Below are 26,933 nucleotides of genomic sequence, written 5' to 3'. Positions count from 1 at the left end.
GTAAAACGGCGGCGTATCGGGACGGCAGGCTCAGTCCCTGCGGAGTACGGGAACGGCCCGCATCTGGATGAAGCGGTCCGCCTTGGCCGCCTCCTGCTGTGACATGTACATGGTGTACGGCTGCTGGCCGACTTCAATGCGGTGCGTGCCTCCGGGGGCGGGTCTGTCCAGAAGCTGGTTGAGGTGCTTGAAATTCTTTACCTGCACTCCGTCCACTTTTTCCACGATAGAGGGACTCATGGAGGCATAGCCCAGGGTGGCCTGCGTGGGAAGGGCTACCAGAAAGACCACGATTTCATCCACGCCTTTTTTCCGGATTTCCTCCTTTTTCTCCATCGCCTCAACCAGATTGAGAGGAGGGCGGTTTTTACTAAGCTTGTTGATTTCTCTCACCAGTGCGCCCGTCAGAGGAATGAAGACCAGGCCGCCGTAAATGCGGTAGCGCGGCTCAGCAACAAAGGGGGCGGGATTGATCAGGTCTCCTTCCAATGCGCCGCGGTCCAGCGTGACGTCCACCGTCATGGGCTGGCTGGCGCCGTTTTTGTCCTTGCGGCGGATGCCGAGCGTGATGACGTCTCCGGGTTTGGCGGAATCGCGGAACAGGAAGTTGGCGGAGACGGGACCGAGGGAGGAATCCCTGATGAGTCCCTTGCTGTCCAGGGGGATGCCGTTGACGCTTTCCACAACGTCTCCGGAGCGTATGCCGGCCTTGTAGAAGGAACTGTAAACGGGCAGTTTGGCGACGTAAAGGCCGCCTCCGTTTTCGGGCAGTCCCAGATATTTGCGGAAAACGGGGTCCGTCAGTTCCGTGACCTGCGTGCCGTCCGCCGGGAAGCCGGAGTATTTGCCGGACTGTGCCTGTTCAAGGAAACGGGAAATCATGGTTTGGGTGACGGCCAGCACTTTCTGGGCGGAGGGGTTGCAGCTGGCGCTCAGACCTATCAGCTCCTTTCCGATCATGACCGGATTGCCCGCACCGCCCCTCAGGGGAGTGACGGAGGATTTGACATTGTACAGGACGAAGGGTTCGCCGCTGGTGAATGGGCAGGAGCTTTCCGTCGCCAGAATGGAACCGGACGTGGTGATGGGGAGGCCGTCCGCGTTAAACTGCCAGAATTCCACCTTGTCCCCCAGTTTGGGGGCTTTCCCCAGCGTAACGGGGACCAGTTTGTCCAGAAAAGCGGCGTCTTTCTCGTTTTTCAGGCGGAGCAGAGCGAGGTTGGCTTCCGGGTCAAAGGCCGTAACGGTCACGGGAACCGTCTGGGAGCCGTCGGAGGAAGTTACTTCCACAAAGCTGGCGGAATAGACGATGTTGGCGGCCGTCAGGATGTTGCCGTCTCCCAGATAGATGCCGAAGCCTTCACTGTAGGACGGGTTTTCCTTGCTCCACGGCTGGACCATGGCATATCCCTGATTGGTGGCGTTGATGCCCACCATGGAATTGGTGGGGGAAGGCACGGGAAGGGAAGCGGGAGGCGCTTCCTCCGGCTGCCCCGGAGTCATGGCGGGCGCCTGCTGCTGTTCTGGTTCGGGAGCCGGGGCCGGGATGGAGGATTCGCGCGGCTGGCATCCGGCAAGAAGGATCAGGGAGCCGAAAGTAAGAAGAGAAAGGGATTTCATGGCTGTGTTAGTTGGCAGAAGTTTCTTTGCGGGAGGGCTGGCGGCCGGGAATGGCGCTGTCAAGCCGGGCGTTTTTAGGGATATTGTAAGTTTTGAAGATCCGCTTGTTGGCCGCTTCCATGGCTTTTCCTTCAAAGATCAGGGGGCGTTCTCCGTCTTTCAGTTCAATAATGACATATTCCGGCATTTTTTCCGGGTAAAGCAGTTTGTAGGCATGGCTGAGGCCCTTGACCTTCACGCCGTTGATTTTTTCCACGATGGCGTTGGAAACGGAGCCGGAGAGGCGGGCGTTTACTTCATCGTCCAATACCTTGGTGATGATGACCATGTCTTCATAGTCCACGCAGCCTCCGTCTTCCTGGTAGTCCCGGATGTCCAGGGCTACGTCCAGCATGGAGATGTCCGCCGCAGCCAGCACGTTGCGCTGGATGGGCTGGAATACCAAGCCGCCGAAGACGATATAGCGGGGCATTTTGTCGTATTCCTCCATCAGCAGTTCCTTGGCCCGTGAGGGTTTCATGACCATTTCCACTTTCATGGGCTTGCCGTCCCGGATGATGTCCAGAGGCAGCCTGTCATCCTTGAAGCAGCGTTCAATCAGCTCTTTCATGCTGATTTTCTGGCCTTCCAGTTCAATCATGGCGGAACTGTCCACATCGTAGCCGTCCACCTTCATCAGGATGTCTCCGTTCCGGAGAATGCCGTCTGCAGAAGAGCCTTTGAGAACCTTGCCGATCAGGACGCCCTTTTCGTCGTCCGGCAACCCGAAGGCCTTGCGCATGGCGGGGTTCAGGATGGGGGCCGCCTGAATGCCCATGTCCACGTAGCCGTCATAGACTCCGTCCTTGATGTCCTCCAGGAAATGGCGGATGACGGGAGTGGGAATCACATACCCCGTGTTGTTGGCGTTGTTCAGACCCTGGAAGGCCACGCCGATGACTTTGTTACCCATGAGGGCGGGGCCGCCGCTGTTGCCCGGGTTGATGGCGGCGTCCACCTGGATGGTGAGGTGTTCCATGTTCCGGGGATGGGCGTACGGAGTGAAGTCAATGCGGGAGACAACGCCACGCGTGACGGAGAGCCTGTTGCCGCCGATGGGGTAGCCGATGACTCTTACCTCGTCTTCCAGATTGGGCAGGTTTTTCCTGAATTCAAAGGGCTTGATTCCCTTGAACGGCTTGAAATCCTCCACTTCCAGCAGGGCAAGGTCGGCGTCATGGGCGATGAATTTGACCCTGGCGGGAATTTTGCGGGAATCCCCATACATGGAGATGTAGATGCGTTCTGCGTTGCTTACCACGTGCGCATTGGTCATGAAGGCGTTTTCACCGATCAGGAAACCGGTTCCTATGCCTCCCTGGTAGCGGCCCGTATCCCACGGCGTGGCGTAGTCCGGGGTCAGGGAGTCCACTTCAATTTTTACAACGCCCTTGTACTGGTCACTGATGGAAACGACGGGACCGGACATGACTTTGTCTACCCCGAAATCGGAAAGGGAAATGGCCGGTTCGTCCGCCGGAGAGAGGGATACTGCGACGAGAACCAGGAAGAGTCCCTGGAGGCAAGTATGAAAACGCATGATAGTAGATGGTTGGAGGTGGTGCGGATGCAGGATATTACAGGTTGCTTTTCCTGCTTTGGGTTGCCAGGCTTTCCTGGAAGGAGCTGACTTCTTCAAGCAGGGAGGAGAAACGTTCCCGGACTTCGTCCCCTATCTGCCGTCCGTTGTTCTTCAGGGCGGAGACGGTCAGGCGCGTCTGCTCCACGCACAGGGCCATTCTGGCCGCCAGCGTGCAGTAGTCCGCGCCGTTTCCCTTTTCCTGCAGAAGGCAGGAAAGAATGCGGGGAGTGATGTAACGGATGCAGTAGAAGATTTGGCCGAGTGGTTCCGGCGGTTCCGTTCTGCTCCGCTGGGATTTGCTGATTTCCTTGCTGAACTGGCGCTGGCACAGATCCGTCAATTCCATGACCTGCTGAAACAGCGGGTGGAACATGCAGGATTGGACTTCCTGAGCTTCCTGTTCATTGAGGATGTCAAAGAGGCTGAGCATGCCGGTACTCTTGCAGGAACAGGGGGTGCCCGTTTCTTCCGACTGCGCGATGTCGTCCAGCACCTCGTCCCAGCCCATGACAAAGGCTACGCGGATGTCCCCGGTAGGGTTCAGCCTGTATTTCTGAAAGACTTCCTGGTAGGCGATGGCAATGGCTTCTGCCTCTCGCAGCCGCCTGTCCCACGCATGGTCCGGGAGGTTGCCGTCTTCCCGGTTGTTGGCGTAGTTTTTGGCCCATGTCTTGACCTGGGTGCGGAGCATTTGCTGATTGGCCATGATCTGCACCTGTTCCTCGCAGGCGTCCATGGTCCATTCCGGCAGGGATACCCTGACGGAGTAGGTGGAGCTTTCCATCAGGACCATGTCCTGATGGTCCGTGAACCATTCCATGTACAGGGAGTTTTCCAGGGTTTTCCTCCCCCTTACGGGCATGCGGCGGCTGGCTGTCATGTCTCCCGTCACTCCCCGGATGATGTCTGGCAACGCAGTCAGTTCCGCCGGAAGCAGGTGGGGAGCAGGATTTTCAAATTCCACCAGGCAGCCCGCCAGGTCCTGAAGGCAGTTTCCCTGCAGAGTGATACGCACCGGGTGGGGCATCCCCATAAGATGCAGGACAAGCCGTATGGTTCCGCGTTCGCGGTTATCCAATGTGCCCCGCTGGACGTAGTCTGTAATTCTGAAGATCATATGGGGATAGGGGGAGGGGAGTGATGGTTGAATCAGCAGGAGGCCGAAACTTGGGGGAGTTCCGCATTTTTCTTTTCCACGGCTTCCATGTTGACGAGCAGTTCCGCAATGGAGTCCCAGCGGCCCTGGGTCAGGGCTTCGCGGGCTTCCGCAGGCATGCGGATGAAGATGGAGCCGTCCGGCCAGGAGGCGGTCATGGAAAGGAGGTCGATGGTTATTTCCGTTTCCGGGTGGTCGGAGATGTATCGGGACAGGGCGGCGATGTCTTCTGCTGAAGCGCACACGCAGGGCAGGCCGATGCCTGTGCTGTTTCCGAAGAAGATTTCCGCGAAGGATTCCGCGATGACGGCCTTGATACCGGAACGCCTGATAGTTTGCGGTGCATGCTCGCGGGAGGAGCCGCAGCCGAAGTTGGTGCCTCCCAGAATGATGGCGGCTCCCCGGAAACGGGGATCGTCCACCGGGTGAGATTTGGACTTCCCGTTTTCGTCAAAGCGTTCGTCCCAGAACATGACGTTCGCCAGCTCGTCAAACGTGATGCATTTGAGGAAGCGCGAGGGGATGATGCGGTCCGTGTCCATGTCCGGTCCGGGGATCGGGACGCAGGTGCCGGTGATGGAAGTGAATTTGGTCAGAGACATAAGATCTGGAGATGAAAGGTTAGTTCATGGAGAACACTTCACGGGTATCAGAGACTTTTCCCGTCAGCGCGGCGGCGGCCACCATGGCGGGGCTCATCAGAAGGGTGCGGCCCGTGGGGCTGCCCTGGCGTCCCTTGAAGTTCCGGTTGGAAGAACTGGCGCAGAGCTGGTCACCCTGGAGCTTGTCCGGATTCATGGCCAGGCACATGGAACAGCCGGCCAGGCGCCATTCGAATCCGGCTTCACGGAAGATGTCCGCAATACCTTCCTCTTCGCATTGCCTGGCCGTCATTTGGGAGCCCGGCACGGCCAGCGCCCTGATTCCGGGAGCCACGTGGCGTCCCTTGATGAGGGCAGCCACTTCCCGGAAATCGGAGATGCGGCCGTTGGTGCAGGACCCGATGAAGCACACCTGGACAGGAAGTCCCTTGAGGGGCATTCCGGCGGGGAATTTCATGTATTCCAGCGCTTCGCCGATCATTTTCCGTTCGTCGGCGTTCCGGGCGGATGCGGGATCCGGCGTTGCGCCGTTAATGCTCGTGTTCTGGTCCGGGGAGATGCCCCATGTCACGGTAGGTTCGATGGAGGCTCCGTCGATTTCAACGATTTCATCGTATTCCGCGTCCGCATCGGAAGCGAAGCTTAGCCAGCGTTCCACGGCCTTGTCCCAGTCCGCGCCTTCGGGAGCGAACAGGCGTCCCTTGATGTATTCCACCGTGGTCATGTCCGGGTTTACGTAGCCGCAGCGCGCCGCGCCTTCAATGGACATGTTGCACAGTGTCATGCGTTCGTCCATGCTCATGGCGTCAATCACGTCGCCGCCGTATTCATAGGCGAATCCCAGACCGCCCTTGGCTCCCAGGAGTCCGATGATGTGAAGGGCCACATCCTTGGCTTTTACGCCGGGGGCCAGTTTGCCGTTTACGTTGATGCGGCGCACCTTCAGCGGACTGAGGGCCAGCGTCTGGGTGGCCAGCACGTCGCGCACCTGCGTGGTGCCGATGCCCATCGCGATGGAGCCGAACGCGCCGTGCGTAGCCGTGTGGGAGTCCCCGCACACGATGGTCATGCCCGGCTGGGTGATGCCGAGCTCCGGCCCTACCATGTGCACGATGCCCTGAAGGCCCGTAGGAAGATCAAAGAAGCGGATGCCGTTTTCCGCGCAGTTCCGGCGGAGTTCCCGGATCATGGCGTCCGCCGTGGCGTCCGCGAACGGTTCCACCTGGTTGTCCGTGGGAATGATGTGATCCACGGTGGCGAAGGTGCGTTCCGGATGACGGACAGCGAGACCGAGGTCGCGGACCATGCCGAAAGCCTGCGGAGAAGTAACTTCATGCAGAAAGTGTGTAGCAATGAACATTTGCGTTCTTCCGTCCGGCAGAATGCCGACGGAATGAGCATCCCAGATTTTTTGGAAAAGTGTTTTTCCCATAACTGATCTTAAGCATCCGTCCGTTCGTTAACCGCGTCAAGATGCAAGGATGTATTGCTGACACGGTTTGTGTCTTACTCGGAGCGTTTTTTTGAACATTTCCCGGAGGCGTATGGTCTGAAATGACCGCTTCCCGGCCTTTGGCGCATTTCCGTCTTGAAGGAAAGGGAGGAAAATCATGGAGTACGTCTGGATTGATAACGGGGCATGTAAATCTTTTTCAGCTCTTGGTCTATCTTCTTGGCCAAGGACAGCACGGAATAGTGGGGATCCGAGGCAACGAGAGCTACAATGGTATTTCCACGGCGGAAGATGATAGTGGCCGTTTCACTTTCCGGGATGATCATGCCGCGGTAGTTCATACGGAGAGAGGAGCTTAGGTCGTATTCTCCCACTAGGCCCGGATGGACCCTTGTGTGGAGCAGTACTTCTTCCACGGATTCTTCATGTTCGTTGAACGGTCTCCAGAACCTTCTGTCCGCAAGAGCTTCACGGCACATGTTTTCTGTGGAGCATTCCACGATAGAATAGGCAATGCGTATATTCTTTCCCGTATTATCCGGAATCAGAGTACAGCGGAAAGAACGTTTTTGGCGCCAATCCGTCTCGTAAATCTGGATTTTTCCTTTCCAGATTTTTTGAATCCAGCGTTCCGTACAGTAAGGAACCTGACATTTGACATCGACTTTGGCGTCCGGATAGAAACGGTTGAGTGGAAGGTTCAAAGGGAGGAGAAAGGACTGAATGTCCTCTTTTTTAGCAAGAGATAGATAATGAAGGCTTTCTTGTTGATATTGCGGCAAGGTTCCGGCAATCAGCTGGTGGCACCATCCGAAGAGTTGAAAGTACTGCTTCCGTTCTTTTTCCCTTTCCTGATGGAAAAGGCGTCCGCGTTCCCTGCCTTTGATGAGTAGTAATTCGATTTCCTTGCGGCAATCCGCAGGAGCCGCCTTGGAGTCCATCTGGAAATCAATGAATTGATCCAATATTGCTTCCAACCGTTCTATTTCTTTCGGAGTCTGGCGGACATGCCGGTTCCAATAAGAGGAACTCCAGTCCAAGGTGGCTAGTTCTGCCGAAGGAGAGGCATACACGACACAGGCCCCCTTGTTATAGATATAAAGCCGGATGGGTTGTTTTGTTTTTGGATCCAAGGCATACAAAGACCGGTTTTTGGCGCGTTGCACCAGGGAGGTCGGTTGTTTGAAAGGAGGGGGAAAATCCTCGTCCTTGAAGTTGGGGTACAGTCTGCGGCTGGACGGATAGGGATAATTGAACCGCAACAGGTTTTCCTCTCTGGCAGCAGCAAATACCAGGGGGAATTCATAGCGAGAGGAATAGCACCAGTGGAATGTGAATAATACATGGCCGTCCCTGTCCATAACGATCCAGAAAGGTTTTGGATCCCCGTCCGAACTTTCCAGGGTTGCCTGGAACACGAATGCATCTTCCAGTTTTAAATAAGGATGCAATGTTCTCCTGAAGGGAGGATCGTACGTTCCCGGTTGCAGGGGAAGCTGGTTAACCAGAGGGCCGAACAATTCTTCCGCATTTCTGGCACGGTCGAACGGATGGCCCAGGAATGGGCGCTGGTCCGCCCATTCCTTGACGGATTTGCTGTGCAGGAGATACTGTTCCTCCCCTTCCACGCAGATGAGCCATGGTTCTCCGTCCCATTCCTTTTCCCATGTTTTTACCCATGGAGAAGCATGCTGCCTGAAGGGATCGTCTTGATCTTCAATACCAAATAATGGATGTGCAACAATAAGGAACAGGAGAAGAAATTTCATGAGAGTCTTTATTTAATGGTAAACGTAGCCTCCTGATCAAGCAAGTTAAGCTTGATATTATTGGCATCCCCCATGTTCTTAAGATGTTGCTGGATATTTCCTCCACGTGCCGTAGCAGGCGCAATGCCTCCATGGAGTGCTCCTCGTTGCGGAGTTCCATCGTAAACTTTATTATTTAATGCGTTAAAAGCATGTCCGGCGGCATTGGCAGGAAGCGTTTGCCCTTCTTTTGCCTCTGGGTCTGCCAGGCGGGCGCTGATGGAATCATCAGTCATCAGCTGATAGAGAGCCTGGAGTGTCCCGCATGCATCAATGCAAATAAGTTTGGGACCGGAATTGCCTTGGTAAAGGTCAACGATTGAAGAAAGGTTGATCGTAAAGGAAAATCTATCGGAAGCTGTGGTATAAGCTGACTTCGCAACATCTGGATATTGGCTGTGATAAATGATTCCTTTGACGAGGGCATTTGCATATTCGACATTACTGGTGACGCGGGAAAGAGCCGTTTTATTATCACTCATTTTTAACAGATGTCCCGCCCCGGCCAAAAGAGCCTGCTTCCATAGTTTGGGAGTCCCTTTTCCAGCCTCGATTTCCTGCTGGCGCAGGATGAGGAAAGCATTCGCTATACTTGTTTCCGCCTTGCAGTCCAGTTTCCCACCTTCCAACTCGGCGCTCCAGGTCAGCTGAAGACTTCCCTGCTTCATTTCATTTTCCAGGGCATCTGCTGCCTGAATGTCTCCCTTGACCGTTTGGGTATTATTCTCTGCTCCCGCTTCCATGTCCATTTCCTTTCGTGAGTGGAATTTTTTGCCTTGGACCAGACTTTCATCTCCATTGGAGCCGACGGCGTTGAGTTTGATGCTGAGATCTTTCCATTGTTCGGCTGGAATATCGTCAGAGGACAGTTCCGCAGAAATTCTAATAATTGGTCTGGATTGGGCGGGATAAGCCACCACGGTTCCCTGTTGTTCTTTGCCGTCCTTGAATTCCGGCACGGAAATGTCTTTTCCGTTGATTGTCTCTTGAATGTCAAAGGAGTCGGAATCAATTTCCCCTTTCACGGTGTTGAATGCCAGTTCCTTGACCTTAAGTTTGAAGGAAGGCGGTTTAATGACAGATGTCTTGGCTTTTCCCGTATCAGGCTGGTTGACTTTTTCTCCGTCATTGTACCAGTAGGCAATCATGCGGCAGGCAATTTTGAGCGAGTCGGGTTTTTGTAAAGAACTGAGGTCAGCTTCATATCTTGCCTGGTCCTTGACCGTTTCTCCTAATGCCAATTCTTTTTTATTAATTGCCTGAGTTTTTCCGGGAGGAATGATTCCCCATTCAAACATAGGTTCTACTCTGTTTTTGGTTTCATCATTTCCTTTGGGCTTGAATTGATATTCAGTCCAAAAAAATTCTGTATTTTCTTGGGATGCAATATAGAAGAAAGAGTTATCCTGAGCCTTTTCCGCCTCAAAAATTCGTTTTGTTTTGTTATCCGTTTTGATGGTGAGCTGTTTCGCCTGTTTCCAACGAGGATCTTTCCGATCAACTTCTTTCACATCAGCATGGGCCGGAATGGAAAAAGCGAAGAAGGGGATGATTAAGAGAGAGGATGAATACGTATTCATTTTTTATGTTGTTCAAGGTATTGTTTTAATTCTTCTATAGACATGGAAGCCCGGCCGGAACCGGGGAGATAGTCTCTCCAGTTGATGTTGAGTTTTTCCATCAGGCGCAGTTCGTTAGTACTTAATGGAAGAACGTTGGGACTGTATGGACGCCACTCCGCAGAGCGCCGTTCTATGTATTGATCCTGCATGTGCTTCCAATCCCGTTGGCATACTTTATCAAATTCCCGCCGCGATAGAGTGTCCCAAAATCTTGTTTGAAAACTCCATTGCCGGAGCAGGGAAGTTTTTTTCTGCTGGAAGATGGGAGTTGAACCACCCATGTCACGGAGGAACCGAAATGCCTGCAACATGGCGTATTTTGACTGCAACATTCGCAGCCTTGTCATACCAGGAAAAGGAAGGTAACAGGACCATACATTCATGGCCTTCATCGGCAGGGTCTCGTCCACGTACATGAACCAGCCAGGCGAGGAATAAGGTTCCGTATGCATGAAAACAGGCCTACTGGAGGATTTCCCTGTCAAATCGGAAACAAAAACCCCATTGATGATTGTGTTGAAGGAATAATTTCGCAGAATTCTTAATGTAAAGGTGGCTGGACCGGTCACAAGAAAACTTTTGTAAACTCCGCTTCCGGTAAAATTATTGACGCGGCAGCGTGCCAGAACAGGGGGCCGGTGCATGAACCGGAGTTCATCCACGCGTCCGTTGAAATGTTTGATAAAGAGATTTTGATGTCTGGCGTCAGGAGTTCCGAATGGATCTTCCGGGTCTTTGTTCGGAATGTATCTTGGTTGGTACTTCAAGTTAAAGTTACTGGGACTGAGGAATCGGGATTTCCATTGTCTAAGTTCCACTAGGTAATCCCTGTATCCTCCATTCCCTTCCCTTCCGTTCGGATTATAAAAGTATAGAGAAAGCTCATGAAGCCCCTCCGGAATATCAAAAACGATCCATAGGTCGGGGCCATCATGGGTACGGGCGTATGCTTCGCCATGATCGTCCCATTCCGCTTCTGTTCGGGTAGCCGTATCCGGACAGTACAAGACATTCCTGTTCTCCGGTTTATTGAACCAATGACACCAGTTGCGAATGGCATCATCTTTGGTTTTATGGCGTCCTATGTAGCCGCGTATGTCTATATTCCTAAAGGAAGGAGCGTCTCCATACGGATAGACGGTTCGGGGAAAGGAGACACTGTCGGGGGCGTTAAGAGCGCATAAAATGGCGTAATTCCAACCATATCTACCTATCCAGTCACCTCTGGTGGCCCAGTCCTCTCCGTAATAATCGCAGAAAATTGGCCTGTCTTTTCCATTGAATTTGCTGGCACATGTTAGCAGTTCATCCAAATTTTTTTCTGTGACAGGGGGCAGTTCTTTGGGAAAGGCTGCTGGTTTTCCTGCGGAAAGGATGGAGGGCTTTGCCTCCGTCTTGCCGACATATTGCATGCCGCCTCCGTTGGTGGCGGCATAAATATCTCCGGAAGGCAAAGTTACGAAGTTTTTTATCCATTTAGCACGCGGATTTTTTGATTTATTCAACTGTTCAGCTTTTCCCTTGATCTTCATGGTGTCAGCATCCAGAAGGACCGCTCCCTGTTCACGGAACCCCAGCCAGATTCCTTCCGGGCAGGCATGCAGGGCCGTTACATAGTCTTCCGGCAGCAAATCGGGAGGAATAGTGACGGGAGGTTTCCCGGAGGATTTGCACCCGGAGGGCATTCCCTGATAGATTCCCTTGTTTTTGGCTTTATAGTCTTTCCCTCGTGTAAAAATCCATTGTGGCCCCCGGCGCCGTGCCAGACCACAAGTGGTGGCCACCCATGTGGTTTTGGCATCCGGGGCAATGACGGCGTTGCACAGGTTGGAGGGTAGGCCGTAGCCGAACGGTTCCACGGGCTGGCGGACGCGTTGCCCCTCGTCCCAGTACCAGCGGGTTTGAACGTGAGTCCATTGCCGGTAGTTTTTCCGGGGAGGACAGTAGCTGACGCCCCCGCACTGATAGGCGATGTAAAGTCCCCCCTGTGGAGTGAAGGCCAGGGATTCCACCTGGTCTTCCTGCAGCCCTTCAGCACGTGTAACGGGCGTCCAGGTTTGGTGTTCCGGATGATAAAAGCAGAGTCCGGAGGAAGTGGCCATGGCGACGGTTCCATCTGCCGGATTTACCTGAATATCAAAAATGCGTTCCCCCTGTGGTCCGTTCAGGCGGTCGTAGTGCTTCCAGGCTGCGCCATTCCAGACGGCCACGCCCTGGTTGTCCGTGCCTACCCAAATGAGGCCCTGACGATCCTGGGCGATCGCATAGCAGTTGAGCGTATCGGGGAAGCCGGGTTTGAGATTCATCTGCTCCCAGGCGCCATTGGAGGTCAGATGCCAGACCCCCTGGTTTTCAGAGACTGCCCATAAGGTACCCCCATTGTCCACCAGAGCATCCATCAGGAAAGGCGCCGGACATGGAGGAATAGCCAGGGTGTTCTGCGGCGTTCCACCCTCTATGATTCCAGAGGAAAAGAAAAGGAACAGGCCCAGCCATGTAAAGAACAGAGAGTACTTGAACTTCATTAGGTTTTCCAAGAATAATCGTCTTCTTGGAAAACACAAGTTAGAAAAATGATGTAATCAAGATGTTACCAAGGAGATGCACAGTATCCTGATGCGACCGGTGGTTGGTGAGAACCCGGCAAACCTAATTCCTCTCCGCCCAGAGTTGACCAAATGCGTCTCCGAAGCGCTTCAGCAAGTCCTCTTTCGGTAGGGAGGGGGGGATTTCATTTTCCAGGCAGGTCATCTGCACGCCCTGGATACCGCAGGGGGTGATGGCCTGGAAGGGAGGCAGGGATTCCGGCGTCAGATTGATGGCGAAGCCGTGCATGGCTATCCACTTTTTCACTCCCACGCCGATGGAGGCTATTTTGCGGTCTTCCACCCAGACGCCTACCAGCCCTTCCCGGATGCGGGCGGTGACGCCGAACCGGGCGCAGGCTTCTATCAGGACATTTTCAAGAGAGGTGACGTAGGCGTGCAGATCCCTGCCGCGGCGGTTCAGGTCCGTGACGGGGTAGCCCACAAGCTGGCCTGGTCCGTGGTAGGTGGCCTGCCCTCCCCGGTTGATTTCATGGATGGGAAAGGGCAGCACAGTGCCTGGATGGAGGCTGGCATGGTCGCGCGTACGGCCGATAGTGTATACGCTGGCGTGTTCCAGCAACAGCAGTTCGTCTTCCCGTTCCGGGTCATCCTGGTGGGCCCGTACCAGTTCCTCCTGCATGCGCAGGGTTTTCTGGTAGTCTGCCAGCCCGGGAATGCGGATGATGTTCATGTGTACGGCAGGGCGGGGAATGAGGCCCTCAGCGCGTTCTGCGCACCTGCTGACCCAGGGCCGTGCGGTATTGGTGTACGGCGGCAGCCAGGGAAGAGGCCATGAATTTCTGGTAGCGTTCCGTGTTGATGAGCAGCGCTTCCTGCGCATTGGACATGAAGCCTCCCTCCACCAAAATGGCAGGGTGCTTGATGGTGCACAGCACGGAATAGCGGGCGCGCTTGATGCCGCGGTCAGTCATGGAGATTCCTTCCTTGATGGCGAGAGGGCCTTTCAGCATGTGTCCCTGCACGGCGGTGGCCAAGGCGATGTTCATGCTGTCCTGGGCATTGCCTTGCAAGGCTTCCTGCCGGATGTTGCGGGACATGGAAGAAGACGTTCCGGCAGGGGCCAGCGTGAAGGTTTCCACCCCGCGGGCGGACGAACCGCCGTCATTGAAATGGATGCTGATGAAGATGGCGTTGGAATATTTGTTGGCAATGCGCACGCGGTCCTGAAGAGAGATGAAGTTGTCCGTCTCACGGGTCATTACCGTCTGGTAGCCCATGCCCTTGAGGCGGTCGCGCAGTTTTTTGGCCACGGACAGGGTGAGGTCCGCCTCCCGGCTGATGCGGTTGCGCGCGCCGCTGTCATGGCCGCCGTGGCCGGGGTCGATGACTACCGTGTTGAATCCGCGGCGGTTGGCGATGTACGTGGGCCGCAGGACAGGGTCAATGATTTTGTGAAGGTCCATGTTGGAGACCATCAGTCCCTTGGAGGGGTGGTCAGCCACGGGGTAGGACAGGATGAACTTCATGTTGTTCATGTACATGTCCTGGCTGTGTGCCTGCATGCGTATCTGAATTTTTTCCGGCACCTCGTAAACTTTCTGGCGTCCCTCCGTCCGTTCCCGGGTAAGCTTGTAATGGGTGCGCACTTCCGACATGGGGATGTACTGCACTCCGTTGATGGTTTCCGGATTCCATCCGAGCGCCGTGGACAGCGTCAACAGGAACATGCCCAGAATGCCGAGCATGGCTGTGCAGGATGTACGAGAGGACGGATACATAGGACGATATCAGGCACAGACTAACGGATTTTTCATGACGTACAAGAGAAAAGTTGCCGTGAAAGATCCTTTCATAAAGGGAGTGAACGGGATTCTTTCATTTTTTTCCGGCATGCCGGAAGTGTGGGGTCCTGACAGCGGCCTGCCGGAAAAACCGTTTCCGCGGGGTGCGGGAGATAGCTCCGGGTTTTTGTAAACGGCACGTTTCCAGTGCGTGCGTGGACGCCGGAAGAGGGATGCACCACATCATTGAATTCCGGCAGGAAAGCCGGAGAATGCAGTTTCCGGGAGGGTGGCAGGGATTTGAAGGAGGATGGAAAAAGGCGGACTCCCCGCAAAGAGGAGCCCGCCCGGTTGAAGGAAAAGTAAAGACGGCAGTTATTTGGCCGCCTTTTCGTCCATTTTGGCTTTAACCTGCTCTTCGATTTCCGAGTACAGTTCCTGATTGGATTTGAGGGCCTCCTTGGCGGCGTCGCGCCCCTGGGCGATCTGGCTGCCGTTGTAGCTGATCCAGGAGCCGCGCTTCTGGATGATGTCGTATTCCATCGCCAAGTCCAGCAGGCTTCCCACGGAGGAAATGCCTTCATTGTACATGATGTCGAATTCGCATTCCGTGAAGGGAGGGGCCACCTTGTTCTTGACCACCTTGATCTTGGTGCGGTTGCCGGTTACGGAGCCGTCGCTGCCCTTGATCTGGCCGATGCGGCGGATGTCCACGCGCACGGAGGCATAGAATTTCAGGGCGCGGCCGCCGGGTGTGGTTTCCGGGTTGCCGAACATGACCCCGATTTTTTCACGGATCTGGTTGGTGAAGATGCAGACGGTCCTGGCCTTGGAGATGAAGCTGGTCAGCTTGCGGAGGGCGGCGGACATCAGGCGGGCCTGGGCGCCCACGGTGGAGTCGCCTATTTCGCCTTCCAGTTCCTGTTTGGTGACAAGGGCGGCTACGGAGTCCACTACGATGACGTCAATGGCGTTGGAACGCACCAGGGCTTCGCAGATTTGCAGGGCTTCTTCCCCCGAGTTCGGCTGGGAGACCAGCAGGTCATCCAGGTTGACGCCCAGGCGGGCGGCGTATTGCGGGTCCAGGGCGTGTTCCACGTCGATGAACGCGGCCAGGCCGCCGGATTTCTGGGCCTGGGCAATGGCCGTGAGGGTGAGGGTGGTTTTACCGGAGGATTCCGGTCCGTAGATTTCCACGACGCGTCCGCGGGCGAACCCGCCCACGCCCAGGGCGCGGTCAATGAGAAGGTTGCCGGTGGGGATGACGTCCACTTCCATTTTGGCGTTGTCGCCAAGACGCATGATGGCGTTTTCACCGAAGTCTTTCTGAATCTGGGTCAGGGCAAGGTCAAGGTTGCGCTTGCGTGCGGCCGACAGTTTTTCCGCTTCGGGAGATAAGGGTGTATCGTTACTCATATATCGTGGAAAATTATAGCTGAACGGGGCCTGTTTGCAAGCGTTCAGTGGGTCTTTCCAGAGTCATTTTCCCTTGATGTAGAGTAGAATTCTGACATGTGGGAAATCCTGTGAAAACCCGCGGGAGCAGGGTTATTCCTCAATGGGCTCCGCCAGCGGGATGTCCTCGTAGGCACCGTCAAAAAGGACGGGAACGTTATGTTCAGGGATGAGGTTGATGGCGTTGATTTTACGGTGGGTTTGCCGCGCGTGTTCCAGCGCCTGTTCCAGCTTGTCCACCTGTCGTTCCAGACCGTAGTGGCTGAACGTGGCCTGGCAGTCGTTGGAGAAGCGCACGCAGAAGGACCAGTCGTTGGGCGTGGAGATGGAGACGATGCCGGGCAGGAATTCGGATACGGCACCGGACAACAGTTCAATCAACTGCATGGGCGCTTCCAGATCCCGGGTACGGACGCCGTAGGCGAGCTGTCCGGAACTGGGTGGCCGGAGGGAGACGGAAGGCAGCTTTTTCTCTTGGATGTAGGGCATGTGGATCGTTTCCATGCATGGGAACATCACGCCGTCCTTGTCCGCCAGTACGCCATATTTGGCGTCTCCGGGATGGATTCCCAGCTCCGGGCAGTCAATCCAGGCCGCGGGAATGCGCGCGTCAATGTCCACAATCAGCGTGGGGTTGGAGGAAACCTGGTACTTGACGTCTGCCCGGCGGATGGCGGGGCATTTCTGCAGGCGCTGTTCCAGTACGGAGGCGTCTATGGAAAAGATGTTGTCCTGTGGCCCGATACCCATGACGGCGAAGGCCTGTTCCGCATTGAAGATGCCGTTGCTGTTCAGCGTAACGGTGTCGATGGAAAGCCAGTCGTACTTGAGGATGTAGTTGGCCCACAGGAAGACGATGGCGCTGATGAGGCCGATGATGAGCGTGTAAACGACAACGATGTGGTACAGCTTGCGCCGGAAGAGCCAGAAACGGTAATTCTTGCCCTTGCGTTCTATGGCCTCTTTTCTGGCCTCCCGTTCCAGCAGAAGCATTTCCTGCCTTTTGGCGGAGGAAGGGACTGGCGTTGTGACTTTATGAGACATCGGGGGGTGTGGGATGGGCGACTCCCCGCCCTTTGTCAAATACTACGCTATTTCCTGGGGGTGGCTAGCGATAATTCTGCAATTTTTTCACAGAGGGCTTCATAGGACCAACCGGCGGCCGCCGCGGCTTTCGGAAGCAGGCTGGAGGGGGTCATGCCGGGAATGGTGTTGATTTCCAGGACGAAGGGGGCTTCGTCTCCGTCGCGGAGCAGCACATCCACGCGGCCGTAAATTTCCACGCCCGCAGCGCGATAGGCCTGAAGGGCAGCTTCCTGAACTTTTTTTGCGGTTTCCTCCGGGAGGTCCGCCGGGCAGATGTAGTCCGTTCCGCCGCCCATGTTCATCCAGGGATATTTGTTACTCAGGTCATAAAAACCGGAACGGGGGCAAATATGGATGACGGGCAGGGCTTCTCCGTCCAGAATGCCTACGGTAAGTTCCCTGCCCTGGATAAATTCCTCCACCAACACTTCCGGGCCGTGGGTGACGGCTTCCTCCATGGCGGGCAGCACGTCTTCCTGCCGGTGAACGATGTGGACGCCCACACTGGACCCTTCACAGGGCGGCTTGATGACGAAAGGCAGCGGAAGGGACGGCATCATGATGCCGTTGGAACAGTTCAGGATTTCTGCCTTTGGGGTGGGGACTCCGGCTGCCGTGAAGATTTTTTTGGATTTGGTCTTGTCAAAACAGACGGTGCTGGAACGGGAGCCTGCTCCGGTGTACGGGATGCCGCGTTTTTCCAGGATGGACTGGAGTGCTCCGTCCTCCCCGAAGGTGCCGTGAATGATGTTGTAGGCCAGTTCCGTGCCTTCCGGCAAACGGAAGTCCGGGCCTTGCACGTCCACCCGCGTGACGTTGGTGAATCCGGCCCGGGCCAGGGCGTCGTAAACGGAGTTGCCGGAGACGAGGGATACCTCCCGTTCCGCGCCCGGTCCGCCGAGGAGCAGGGCGATGCTGAGGTCGCGTTTGAGGGTGCTCATGATGAAACAGTAAATGGTTGGTTAGAATTGAGGTTCGCGGTCGCCGATGACCTGGGCTTCCGATTTCAGGTCGATTCCCCGGTTTTCCATGGCTTCCTTGCGGATCATGTCGATCAGAATGGTGATGTCCCGTGCCCTGGCATGGCCCCGGTTAATGATGAAGTTGGCATGCACGCTGGAGACGCACGCGTCCCCCACGCAGGCGTTTTTCAGCCCCAGTTCATCAATTAGTTTGCCTGCGGGGATTTCCTCCGGATTTTTGAAGATGCAGCCGGCGCTGGCGCCCGAAGGCTGGGACAGCCTGCGTTTGGCGCGGGCGTTTTCCAGTTTTTCTTCAATTTCTTCCTTGGCGCAGGGGCTTCCTTCAAAGACGGCCTGCAGCACGAAGTTGTGGGCCAGGTCCGGAATGGAGCGGTACTGGGCGTTGAGATCGCTGGAGGGATGGCTGCGGATCTCCCCGTCTTCATCCAGGCAGGTGACGGAGACAAGGTTCCGGATCATGTCCCTTCCCATGGCTCCGGCGTTCATGCGGAGGCTTCCGCCCACGTTGCCGGGGATTCCGTCCATCCATTCCAGGCCGCCGAGGCCGCTGCGGAGAGCGGCGGAGACCATTTTTTTCAGGCGTACGCCCGCTCCTGCCGTGATGAAGTTGTCCCGGATTTCCAGTGTGTCGAATTCTCCGCCGGAAGGGTGGATAACGGCGCCGCGCAGGCCGCCGTCGCGCACGATGATGTTGGAGCCGCGGCCCACGACGTGAACCGGGATGTTTCTGTCCCGGCAATAGTTGACAGCCGTCTGCATGGCGGCAAAGGTGGAGGGCTCCAGCCAGAATTGGGCGCAGCCGCCCACTCCCATGGTGGTGTGGCGGGACATGGGTTCATACAGCGTTCCGTTCAGGGATTCTCCCGCCGTGCGTTCCAGGTCTTCCAGCAGGGCTAGGTCCCGGGCGATGCGCATGCCGCATTCGTGAACGTTGCCCGCTCCCAGAGTCAGGAACAGGTCGCCGGGTTTCAGGGTGTTGCCGATGGCGTGGTGGGCCGTGTTGAGGTCCGGCAGGTAGCGGGTTTCCACCCCGCCGTGCCTGTGCATGGCGTCAATGATGGTTTGGCCGCTGATTCCTTCAATGGGAAGCTCGCTGGCGGGATACACGTCCGCCACGAAGACGAGGTCCGCAGCCTGGAGCACTTTCCCGAAGTCTTCCGCCAGCATCTGGGTGCGCGTGTAGCGGTGCGGCTGGAAGTACACGACCAGGCGCTCCGGCTGGAGGGAGCGGGCCGTCTGCAGGGTGGCGGCTATTTCCGTGGGATGGTGGCCGTAGTCGTCCACGATCCGGATGGAGGGGGAAAGGTATTTGGTTTCAAAGCGGCGTTTGGCCCCGGCAAAGGAGGCCAGGCCGCGCGTGACAGACGGAAAGTCCACGCCCAGTTCCGTGGCCAGGGCGATGGCGGCCAGGGCATTCAGTACGTTGTGGCGGCCGGGAATGCCCAGTTCCACACGGCCCAGTTCTTCCGTTCCCTTGAAAACGGTGAAGAGGGTGCGGCCGCGGCGTTCCACCACGTCGGCCGCGGTGTAATCCGCATCAGACCAGCCGTAGGAAACGGCATTGGGAAACCTGCCGCAGACGTCCGCCGCGCCGGGATGGGCCTTGCAGTAAATGATTTTTCCGCGGGTCTGGGTGCAAAGCTGGTGGAACACCGTCTTGATTTCATCCAGGTCCTTGTAGTGGTCCAGGTGTTCCGGCTCTACGTTGAGGACGATGCTGTGTTCCGGAATGTAGTTGACCAGCGTGCCGTCGCTTTCATCCCCTTCCGCCACCAGGTATTCGCTGTCTTCATTCCAGTGGGCGTTGGTGCCCAGCACGGGGATTTCCGCCCCTACGTAGTGGCAGGGACGCATGCGGCCTTCCCTCATCAGATGGGCGCAAAGAGCGGAGGTGGTGGTTTTACCGTGTGTGCCGGAGACGACTACGCCTTTTTTCCCGTTCAGGATGGCTGCCAGACATTCCGCCCGGCGCATGCAGGGAATATTGAGCTGGCGCGCGGCGGCCAGCGCCGGATTGTCTTCCCGGATGGCGCTGGAATAGATGACGATTTCCGCGTCCGCCACGGCGTCCGCAGAGTGCGGGCAGGAGAAAGCCAGCCCCAGGCTTTGCAGACGTTCCGTTTCCGTGCTGGTTACGCGGTCGCAGCCGCTGACCCTGTGCCCCATTTCCATGAGCATGAGAGCCAGGCCGGACATGCCGGACCCCGCCACTCCGATGAGGTGAAGGCGCGCCGGGGACTTCCTGTTGATGAGGCGTTTGTGCAGGGTTTTAATCATGGCTGGCTGGAGAGTCCGTGTTTTCAATGACGTTGGCGATGCGGGATACTGCATCAGGCATGTCCAGACGTAAAGCACATTCATTCATGGACGCCAGCAGGGCGGAATCCGTGAATACTTCCTTCAGGAACGCGGCGATGTCGTCCGGAGTCAGCGTGTTTTCACGCATCATACGCGCCGCGCCGTGGGCCGCGAAAACGCGGGCGTTGTGGGCCTGGTGGTCGTCCGCGGCAAAGGGGTAGGGCACCAGCAGGGCCGCTTTGCCCATGTGGGCCAGTTCCGTCAGGCTGGAGGCCCCGGAACGAGAGACGACCACGTCCGCGGCTGCGTATGCGGAGGCCATGGCGGAACAGAATTCAATGACGTGCACATGGGGCATGTCAGCCGTGAGCTGGCTGACCCGCGCAAAATCCGCCGCGCCGGTAATGATGAGAAAGTCGCACAATTCAGCGCATTGTCTGGCCGCTTCAATGACCAGGGAGTTGAGGTTCCTGGCCCCTTGGGAGCCGCCCATCACCAGGACCACGCGGCGGTCCTGCGGCAGATTGAGCTCCGCACGGGCTTCCCGCCTGTTCTTGCGGACGGCCATTTCCTGGCGCACCGGGGTTCCGGTGACGATGCATTTGGCGGCGTTGAAGTAATGTCTGGCTTCCTCAATGCCCAGCAGCACATTCGTGCAGCATTTGGCGGTCATGCGGTTGGCTTTGCCGGGCAGCGCGTTGGAGTCGTGCACGTAGGTGCGGATGCCCTTGCGGTGAGCGGCGTATACGGGGGGGAATGAGGTGAAGCCGCCCATGCCAATAACGGCGTCCGCGTTCACTTCATCCAGCAGGCGGCGGCTGAAGCGGATGGCCTTATACAGCCTGAGTCCAAAACCCAGCAGCCCCAGGGACGGAATTTTAGGCATGGCGATGGCTTCAATGACGCGGAAGTCAAGATCGCCATAGTTTTTGCTGGCCTGGGCGTCCACCTTTTTCTGGGAGATGAGCAGGGTGACCTTGTGGCCGCGTTTCTTGAGTTCCTGAGCCACGGCTATTCCGGGGAAGAGATGGCCGCCGGTGCCTCCGCAGGCAATCACGATGTTCAGCGGGGAGCGTGTGGGAGAGGGCTGGGTCATAATCTTACGTCAATGGAGCGTTCGTCTTTGCGGGTGATTTCACAGTTGGGCTGTGCGCCGGTGGAAAATCTCTGGATGCTGGTGAGCATTCCCAGTGCGGCCAGGGTAAAGACAAGGTTGGTGCCCCCGAAGCTGATGAAGGGCAGCGGCAGCCCGGAGTTGGGCACGGCATTGGTTACCACCGCAATGTTCAGCATGGCCGGGCAGAAGATGATGGCCACGATTCCCACGGCCAGGAACCGCCCGTAGGCGTCCCGGCACTGCATGGCCACGCCGATGCCGGCGTATGTCATCAGGAAGTAGGCCAGAAGCACGGCCATGGTTCCGTAAAAGCCGAATTCCTCTCCAAGCGGGGCGAAGATAAAGTCCGTGTGGGCAAAGGGGAGGGTGCCGTGCTTTTCCGCGCTGTTGCCCAGCCCCACGCCTTCCAGGCCTCCGCGCGAAAGGGCGATGGCGGCGCGGTACTGTTGCAGGCCGGCCCCCTGGCTGTGGGCGTCCAGGTCCTTCCAGGCCAGGAAGCGTTCCAGGCGGTTGGCGTTGCTCTGTACGAGGAAGTAGAGGGATGCCCCGGCCACGATCAGGGCGGCGCCCAGGTAGATTTTACGCGTGCCTGCCACGAACATTACGCAGAAGGCGGCCAGTGCCAGGGCTACGGAGGTGCCCATGTCTTTTTCAAACAGGATCAGGGCCAGCGGAATGCCGAAGATGATGCCCGGCATCACGAACCCCCACCAGAAGGAAGTGGTGCGGTCCCGATACAGGGCCAGCCAGTGGGCCAGGGCCATCATCATGCAGAGTTTGGCGCATTCGCTGGGCTGGAACTGCATGCCGATGGTGATCCAGCGGCGTTCCCCGTTGATTTCCTTCCCGATGCCCGGCACATAGCACAGGATCAGCAGGAAGGAGGCGAGACCCAGAATCCACCAGATGTATTTCCGCCACAGGCGGTAGTCTATGCGGGACAGGACCAGGGCGCCCACCAGCCCAGCGCAGGCGAAGGCCGTCTGCTTGAAAAGCGGTTCGTACGGATGCTTGGTTTCCTCAGCCCACGCGGCTGTACTGGACACCATCACCAGACCCACGACCAGAAGGCAGATGACGAAGAACCAGACCAGAATCATGCAGACTTTGGAAGACATGGCGGCAACCGGGCGGACCGGAAAGGACTACTTCTTGGGGATCATGATTTTTTGGCCGATCTTGAGACGCGCCACGTCCTTGTCGCTCATCTTGTTGAATTTCTGGATATTCCTCCAGTTCATTTTATACTTGCGGCCAATGACGGAGAGCGTTTCCCCTTTTTTCACAATATGGGCGGTTCCGCTCAGGGCCGTGTCGGCTTCAGCGGGTTTTTCCTGGACGAGATTATCGCCGGGACGCGCCGGGATGACCAGCGTGGTGCCGCTGACCAGTTTCTGCATATTGGGGTTGACGGCTTTCAGGTCCGCGACGGAGACCCGGTTGTCACGGGCGACGCGTTCCCAGGTGTCTCCCGTGCGCACGATGTGGCGAGCAGGGCCTGCCACCGGGGCGGCATCGGGGATATGTTCCTGAGCGGTCGGGGCCGGAGCGGCCTGTTCCTGCCTGCCGGGGCGCGCGTCCACTACTTGTTCCGGCTGGGTGATGGTCACCGGGGCGGCGGGAGCCGCCTGGGGAACGGCGGGGGCCGTTACGGGAGCTACGGCGGGGACGGGGATTTGCGGGACGGTGGGCGGGGAGGGCAGAGTGGCGGTCATTTCCACCATTTCCGTGGTGTTCTTGAACCAGGTGCTGCGCACCCACACCCCGCCGATGACGAGAAGATGGAGGAGAAGGAGGACGACGAGCCAGCGCACGACGGTGCTGCTGGGAGCGTCGTCTTCAAATTCGGAGACACGGGCACGGTACCTGCTGAGTTTGGCGCGAAGTACGGTACCCAGCTTGCGCTTCGGACGCGTGCGTCCGGTCGGATTGTGATCGGGGTTTTTGGTCGTTTTCATGATGATGGTTTTGGTGGGATGGTCAGGAGAGGGGAGATAGGGCATTCACGGCGTCGCGAAAAGCCTGTCCCCGCTGGGCGTAGCCGGTGAACATGTCGAAGGAGGAGGTGCCGGGGGAGAACAGGACGGTGTCTCCCGGCCGGGCGAGCAGGCGCGCTTTTTCCACGCAGTCCGCCACGTCTGCGGCTTTTTCCGTGGGCGCCGCAGGAGAAAAGGAGTCGTAAAGCTGGTCCGCAATCTGGCCGAAGACCACGCAGGCGCGCACTTTTTCCTTCAGCATGGAGCGGAGGGGGAGGTAGTCCAGTCCCTTGTCCTTGCCGCCGGCAATGAGGACGACGGGGGCGTTCTGGGATTTCAGCGCCGCTTTCAGGGCATGCAGGTTCGTGGCTTTGGAATCGTTCAGCCACAGCACGCCGTCCAGCGTGCGGACGGCTTCACAGCGATGGCCGGGAGGGGTGAATTCCTCCAGCACTTCCGCGGCGGTTTCCGCCGGGATACCCAGGTGGCGGCAGGCCAGCACGGCGGCCATGACGTTTTCCGCGTTGTGGCGCTGGCTCAGGGAAGTCCCTGCCAGGTTCAGCAGAGGGGAGCCTCCTCCCATGACAAGGGGTTCCCGGTAGTACAGGTCCGCTTCCGGGGATTCGGAGCTGAATGTCCGGACGGGAGCTTTCAGAGCGGGCAGATGTTCTCCAAAGCGCACCACGGCCAGGTCGTTTTTCGTCTGGTTGTTGAAGATGTGCAGCTTGGCCTTGTAATAGTCTTCCACGGCGGTGTAACGGTCCATGTGGTCCGGCGCGAAGTTGAGCCATACGGCCACGTCCGGATGAAAGTTGCGGATGGTTTCAAGCTGGAAGGAACTGACTTCCAGCGCCAGCACGTCCGGAACGGCATCCCGGAGAAGCACTTCCGCCATGGGCACGCCGTAGTTGCCGCAGGCAACGGCCTTTTTTCCGGCGCGGAGCAGGATTTTTTCCACCAGGGACGTGGTGGTGGTCTTGCCGTTGGTGCCGGTGATGGCAATGATTTTCCCCCGGTAGAAGCGGGAAGCCAGTTCCATTTCCCCGATAGTCTCCACGCCTTCCCGTCCAAAGGATTTGACAAAGGGGCAGTCCGTTTCAATGCCCGGGGAAATCACGACCAGGTCCGCGCGGAACGCGTGCCCGTCTTCTTGCGTGGCGCCTGCATGCAGGGGGATGTCTTCCGGCCAGCCGGTGATCGCCGGAGAAGTGTCGAATACGCACACGCGTCCGCCATGCTTCATGGCCAGGCGCGCCGCGGCGCGTCCGCTTCTTCCCGCTCCCAGAACGGCTATGTTGAGGTCGTGAAGATTCATGGGCGGTTTATGCGGTGGTGATGAGGAACAGGCCCAGGAACGCGAGCAGGAGGCTGATCATCCAGAACCGGGTGATTACCTGCGTTTCCTTCCATCCTTTGAGCTCAAAGTGGTGGTGGATGGGCGCCATGGCGAAGATGCGCTTGCCGTGGCGCAGCTTGAAGCTGCCTACCTGGAGGACTACGGATGTAGCTTCCATAACGAAGACGCCGCCGATGACGATGAAGAGGATTTCCTGCGCGGTGCAGACCGCCGCCATGCCGAAGGCGCCCCCCAGGGCCAGGGAGCCGGTATCCCCCATGAAGACCTTGGCCGGGTAGCAGTTGTACCACAGGAAGCCCAGGCAGGCCCCCACCACGGCCATCATGAAGACGCTTATTTCATTGGCAGCCGGATGGAAGGGAATGTTCAGGCCGTCCGCTATCAGCCAGTTGCCGGCCAGCACGGCAAGGATGGCGTAAGTAATGCCTGTGGCGACGGAACAGCCGGAGGCCAGCCCGTCCAGGCCGTCCGTCAGGTTCACCGCATTGGAGGCGGAGACCACGACCAGCGCGCCGAACGGGATATAAACGTACCACGGCAGATTCACCTGCCCGTAGAATGGGATGAAGAGGGAAGTGACGTAGTCGTGCAGTTCCACGCGCGGCTGCCCTTCCGGATACAGCCACAGGAAGGCGACGCCCAGCAGGCCCACCAGGGCTTGAACGATGAGTTTTTTGCGTGCGGAAATGCCGTCGGAAGTTTTTTTGGTTACTTTCAGGTAGTCGTCCCGGAAGCCCAGCAGGCCCAGCCCCACTGTGACAAACAGGCAGGAGATGATAAAAGGGTTGGCGACCCTGGCGCACAGAAGGGTGGCAGCCAGCGTGGCGCCCACGATCAGCACACCGCCCATGGTGGGCGTTCCCGACTTTGCTCCATGAAGTTCCGCCAGTTTGTGCACTTCTTCCGCTGTCCGGATGGGCTGGCCGATTTTCAGGGAAATCAGCGCACGGATGACCCTGGGTGCAAATGCCATGGTCAGCACGAAGGAAAGCAGGCAGGCCAGGAGAGCCCTCCCTGCCGTGTCTGCAAGCCCGCATCCGGGGCAGATATGTTCAATGAGGGAATACATGATTTACTGGGGCGGAAAAGTGAGGTTCATGACTTGCTCCATGCGGGCGGCGCGGCTGCCTTTGAAGAGGACGATGTCACCCGGGGCGACATGGTTGCGGAGCCATTCGGCGGCTTCCTCCGGAGCGGCGAGATACAGGGCCCGGGTGGCGGAACCGGGAGGGATGGCGTCCGTGATTTGCGCGGCGTCCTGCCCTACGCTGACTACATAGTCGAAATGGAGTTCCTCCGCTGTACGGCCCACCAGGGCATGGCCTTCCGCGGAGAAGGTACCCAGTTCCCCCATTCTGCCCAGCACGGCAAAGCGCCTGCCCGTGCAGGGGAGGTCGGTTGCCGTGCGCAGGGCCGCCTGCATGGAGTCCGGGTTGGCGTTGTAGGTGTCGTCTATCACCAGGATGCCGCCGCTCTGCTTGCAGTGCAGCCTGCCTCCCGTCAATTTTGCCTCGTTCAGGCCGGAGACGATTTGTTCCTTTGCAAGACCTGCCACCCAGCCGGCGGCGGCCGCAAGCAGTGCGTTGCAGACCATGTGGCGGCCATGCACGGGCAGTTCCACCGTTTCCCGGCAGAAGCCCGGTATGACGAGCGTGAACCGCGTTCCGTCTTCCGTGGAAATGAGGTTTTCCGCACGCACCGTCCCGGAATCAATGCCGCAGTCGATGCAGGTGGCGCGGGTGGACTGCCGGATCATGTCCGCATAGTCGCAGTCCGCGGGAAAGATCATGTGGCCGTTTTCCGGAAGGTATTCGGCAACTGTGCATTTTTCCCGTGCGATGTTGTCCCGGGAACCCATGTATTCCATGTGGGAGGTACCGATGCTGGTGATGATGCCGATGTGCGGCTGCGTCATTCCGCACAGCGGGGCCAGTTCCCCGGGATGGTTCATGCCCATTTCCCACACGGCCATTTCATCGGCGGGTTCCGCTTTCAGGATGCTGAGGGGGACGCCGATGTGGTTGTTCAGATTGCCTTCCGTGGCGACAGTGCGGAATTTCCGGGAGAGGACGGCGGCGGTCAGGTCCTTCGTGGAGGTTTTCCCATTGGACCCGGTCAGGCCCACGACGATCAGCTTCAGGTTGGAGCGCCACCAGGAGGCCAGTTTCTGCAGGGCGGTCAGCGTGTCTTCCACCAGGATGACGGCGCAGGAGGGATCAATGCCGGGTTCCACGCGGCTGACGACAACGGCCGCCGCAGTGCGGGAGGCCTCCGGTGCGAACAGGTTCCCGTCGAATTTTTCTCCGCCCAGGGCAAAGAAGACGGCATGCGGCGCCAGGGCGCGGCTGTCCGTGCAGACACCGCCGGAAGCGACCCTTTCAAAGGGGCCGCTGACCAGCTGTCCGCCGATAGCGTTGCAGATGCCGTGTGCCGTGAGGGAGGTCATGGG

21 protein-coding genes are annotated in these 26,933 nt (G+C 57.6%); 1 reads left to right on the top strand and 20 read right to left on the bottom strand.

The genetic code is table 11. The features are described 5' to 3' along the window. Positions 1 to 30: 30 nt before the first annotated feature. The 10 genes from V3C19_RS11795 to V3C19_RS11750 form a co-directional block, all read right to left on the bottom strand. Entirely contained in the window at positions 31 to 1,620 is a 1,590-nt protein-coding gene (locus V3C19_RS11795) for a trypsin-like peptidase domain-containing protein (RefSeq protein WP_130084295.1), read from the bottom strand. Between the two features lie 7 nt (positions 1,621 to 1,627). Further along, on the bottom strand, positions 1,628 to 3,199 hold the full coding sequence (locus tag V3C19_RS11790; RefSeq protein ID WP_295932298.1) for a S1C family serine protease: 1,572 nt from the start codon (positions 3,197 to 3,199) through the stop codon (positions 1,628 to 1,630). Between the two features lie 37 nt (positions 3,200 to 3,236). Beyond that, the gene (locus tag V3C19_RS11785) at positions 3,237 to 4,358 is read right to left on the bottom strand and encodes a hypothetical protein (RefSeq protein ID WP_130084296.1); all 1,122 of its coding nucleotides are present in this window, start codon (positions 4,356 to 4,358) and stop codon (positions 3,237 to 3,239) included. A 32-nt stretch (positions 4,359 to 4,390) separates the two neighbouring features. After that, entirely contained in the window at positions 4,391 to 4,999 is a 609-nt protein-coding gene (leuD, locus tag V3C19_RS11780) for a 3-isopropylmalate dehydratase small subunit (protein ID WP_130084297.1), read from the bottom strand. A 19-nt stretch (positions 5,000 to 5,018) separates the two neighbouring features. Continuing rightward, the gene (leuC, locus tag V3C19_RS11775; protein WP_295932301.1) at positions 5,019 to 6,431 is read right to left on the bottom strand and encodes a 3-isopropylmalate dehydratase large subunit; all 1,413 of its coding nucleotides are present in this window, start codon (positions 6,429 to 6,431) and stop codon (positions 5,019 to 5,021) included. Between the two features lie 176 nt (positions 6,432 to 6,607). After that, positions 6,608 to 8,221, bottom strand: a complete 1,614-nt coding sequence (locus tag V3C19_RS11770; protein WP_295932303.1) for a hypothetical protein — start codon at positions 8,219 to 8,221, stop codon at positions 6,608 to 6,610. An 8-nt stretch (positions 8,222 to 8,229) separates the two neighbouring features. Then, complete coding sequence (locus V3C19_RS11765) at positions 8,230 to 9,840, bottom strand: hypothetical protein (RefSeq protein WP_295932306.1); 1,611 nt, start codon at positions 9,838 to 9,840, stop codon at positions 8,230 to 8,232. Beyond that, the gene (locus tag V3C19_RS11760; RefSeq protein WP_302389305.1) at positions 9,837 to 12,446 is read right to left on the bottom strand and encodes a two-component regulator propeller domain-containing protein; all 2,610 of its coding nucleotides are present in this window, start codon (positions 12,444 to 12,446) and stop codon (positions 9,837 to 9,839) included. Before V3C19_RS11760 ends, V3C19_RS11765 begins: the two co-directional genes overlap by 4 nt. Positions 12,447 to 12,531: 85 nt before the next feature. Further along, positions 12,532 to 13,161, bottom strand: coding sequence for a lipoyl(octanoyl) transferase LipB (lipB, locus tag V3C19_RS11755; RefSeq protein ID WP_295932312.1), 630 nt, complete (start codon positions 13,159 to 13,161; stop codon positions 12,532 to 12,534). 28 nt (positions 13,162 to 13,189) lie between these two features. Then, entirely contained in the window at positions 13,190 to 14,176 is a 987-nt protein-coding gene (locus V3C19_RS11750) for an N-acetylmuramoyl-L-alanine amidase (protein ID WP_161981669.1), read from the bottom strand. Between V3C19_RS11750 and V3C19_RS11745 the strand changes: the two genes are divergently transcribed. Continuing rightward, complete coding sequence (locus tag V3C19_RS11745; RefSeq protein ID WP_161981670.1) at positions 14,175 to 14,405, top strand: hypothetical protein; 231 nt, start codon at positions 14,175 to 14,177, stop codon at positions 14,403 to 14,405. The two genes, V3C19_RS11750 and V3C19_RS11745, sit on opposite strands and share 2 nt — an antisense overlap. A 182-nt stretch (positions 14,406 to 14,587) precedes the next feature. Here the strand turns inward: V3C19_RS11745 and recA are convergent, their stop codons facing one another. From recA to murF, 10 genes are all read right to left on the bottom strand, one after another. After that, positions 14,588 to 15,628, bottom strand: a complete 1,041-nt coding sequence (recA, locus tag V3C19_RS11740; protein ID WP_067572044.1) for a recombinase RecA — start codon at positions 15,626 to 15,628, stop codon at positions 14,588 to 14,590. 132 nt (positions 15,629 to 15,760) lie between these two features. After that, the gene (locus tag V3C19_RS11735) at positions 15,761 to 16,711 is read right to left on the bottom strand and encodes an FtsQ-type POTRA domain-containing protein (RefSeq protein WP_130084301.1); all 951 of its coding nucleotides are present in this window, start codon (positions 16,709 to 16,711) and stop codon (positions 15,761 to 15,763) included. A 47-nt stretch (positions 16,712 to 16,758) separates the two neighbouring features. Continuing rightward, positions 16,759 to 17,694 carry a D-alanine--D-alanine ligase gene (locus V3C19_RS11730; RefSeq protein ID WP_130084302.1) on the bottom strand — a complete coding sequence of 312 codons (936 nt, stop codon included), beginning with the start codon at positions 17,692 to 17,694 and terminating at the stop codon, positions 16,759 to 16,761. A gap of 21 nt (positions 17,695 to 17,715) precedes the next feature. After that, the gene (gene murC / locus V3C19_RS11725; protein ID WP_295932320.1) at positions 17,716 to 20,013 is read right to left on the bottom strand and encodes a UDP-N-acetylmuramate--L-alanine ligase; all 2,298 of its coding nucleotides are present in this window, start codon (positions 20,011 to 20,013) and stop codon (positions 17,716 to 17,718) included. After that, positions 20,006 to 21,130, bottom strand: coding sequence for an undecaprenyldiphospho-muramoylpentapeptide beta-N-acetylglucosaminyltransferase (gene murG / locus V3C19_RS11720; RefSeq protein WP_295932323.1), 1,125 nt, complete (start codon positions 21,128 to 21,130; stop codon positions 20,006 to 20,008). The genes murC and murG overlap by 8 nt, the downstream gene beginning before the upstream one ends. Next, positions 21,127 to 22,269: a putative peptidoglycan glycosyltransferase FtsW gene (locus tag V3C19_RS11715; protein WP_130084305.1), complete on the bottom strand. Its 1,143-nt coding sequence runs from the start codon at positions 22,267 to 22,269 to the stop codon at positions 21,127 to 21,129. Before V3C19_RS11715 ends, murG begins: the two co-directional genes overlap by 4 nt. 27 nt (positions 22,270 to 22,296) lie before the next feature. Further along, on the bottom strand, positions 22,297 to 23,154 hold the full coding sequence (locus V3C19_RS11710; protein WP_330937107.1) for a LysM peptidoglycan-binding domain-containing protein: 858 nt from the start codon (positions 23,152 to 23,154) through the stop codon (positions 22,297 to 22,299). Further along, on the bottom strand, positions 23,132 to 24,442 hold the full coding sequence (murD, locus tag V3C19_RS11705) for a UDP-N-acetylmuramoyl-L-alanine--D-glutamate ligase (protein ID WP_295932328.1): 1,311 nt from the start codon (positions 24,440 to 24,442) through the stop codon (positions 23,132 to 23,134). The genes V3C19_RS11710 and murD overlap by 23 nt, the downstream gene beginning before the upstream one ends. A 7-nt stretch (positions 24,443 to 24,449) precedes the next feature. Next, positions 24,450 to 25,553, bottom strand: a complete 1,104-nt coding sequence (mraY, locus tag V3C19_RS11700; RefSeq protein ID WP_295874969.1) for a phospho-N-acetylmuramoyl-pentapeptide-transferase — start codon at positions 25,551 to 25,553, stop codon at positions 24,450 to 24,452. 3 nt (positions 25,554 to 25,556) lie between these two features. After that, on the bottom strand, positions 25,557 to 26,930 hold the full coding sequence (murF, locus tag V3C19_RS11695) for a UDP-N-acetylmuramoyl-tripeptide--D-alanyl-D-alanine ligase (protein ID WP_295932330.1): 1,374 nt from the start codon (positions 26,928 to 26,930) through the stop codon (positions 25,557 to 25,559). Positions 26,931 to 26,933 lie beyond the last annotated feature (3 nt).

The sequence above is a fragment of the Akkermansia sp. AE01SA01 genome (assembly GCF_036417395.1).
GTDB lineage: Bacteria > Verrucomicrobiota > Verrucomicrobiia > Verrucomicrobiales > Akkermansiaceae > Akkermansia.
Note: the sequence above shows the minus strand (reverse complement) of the source record. Positions and strands in the feature narration are given on the sequence as shown.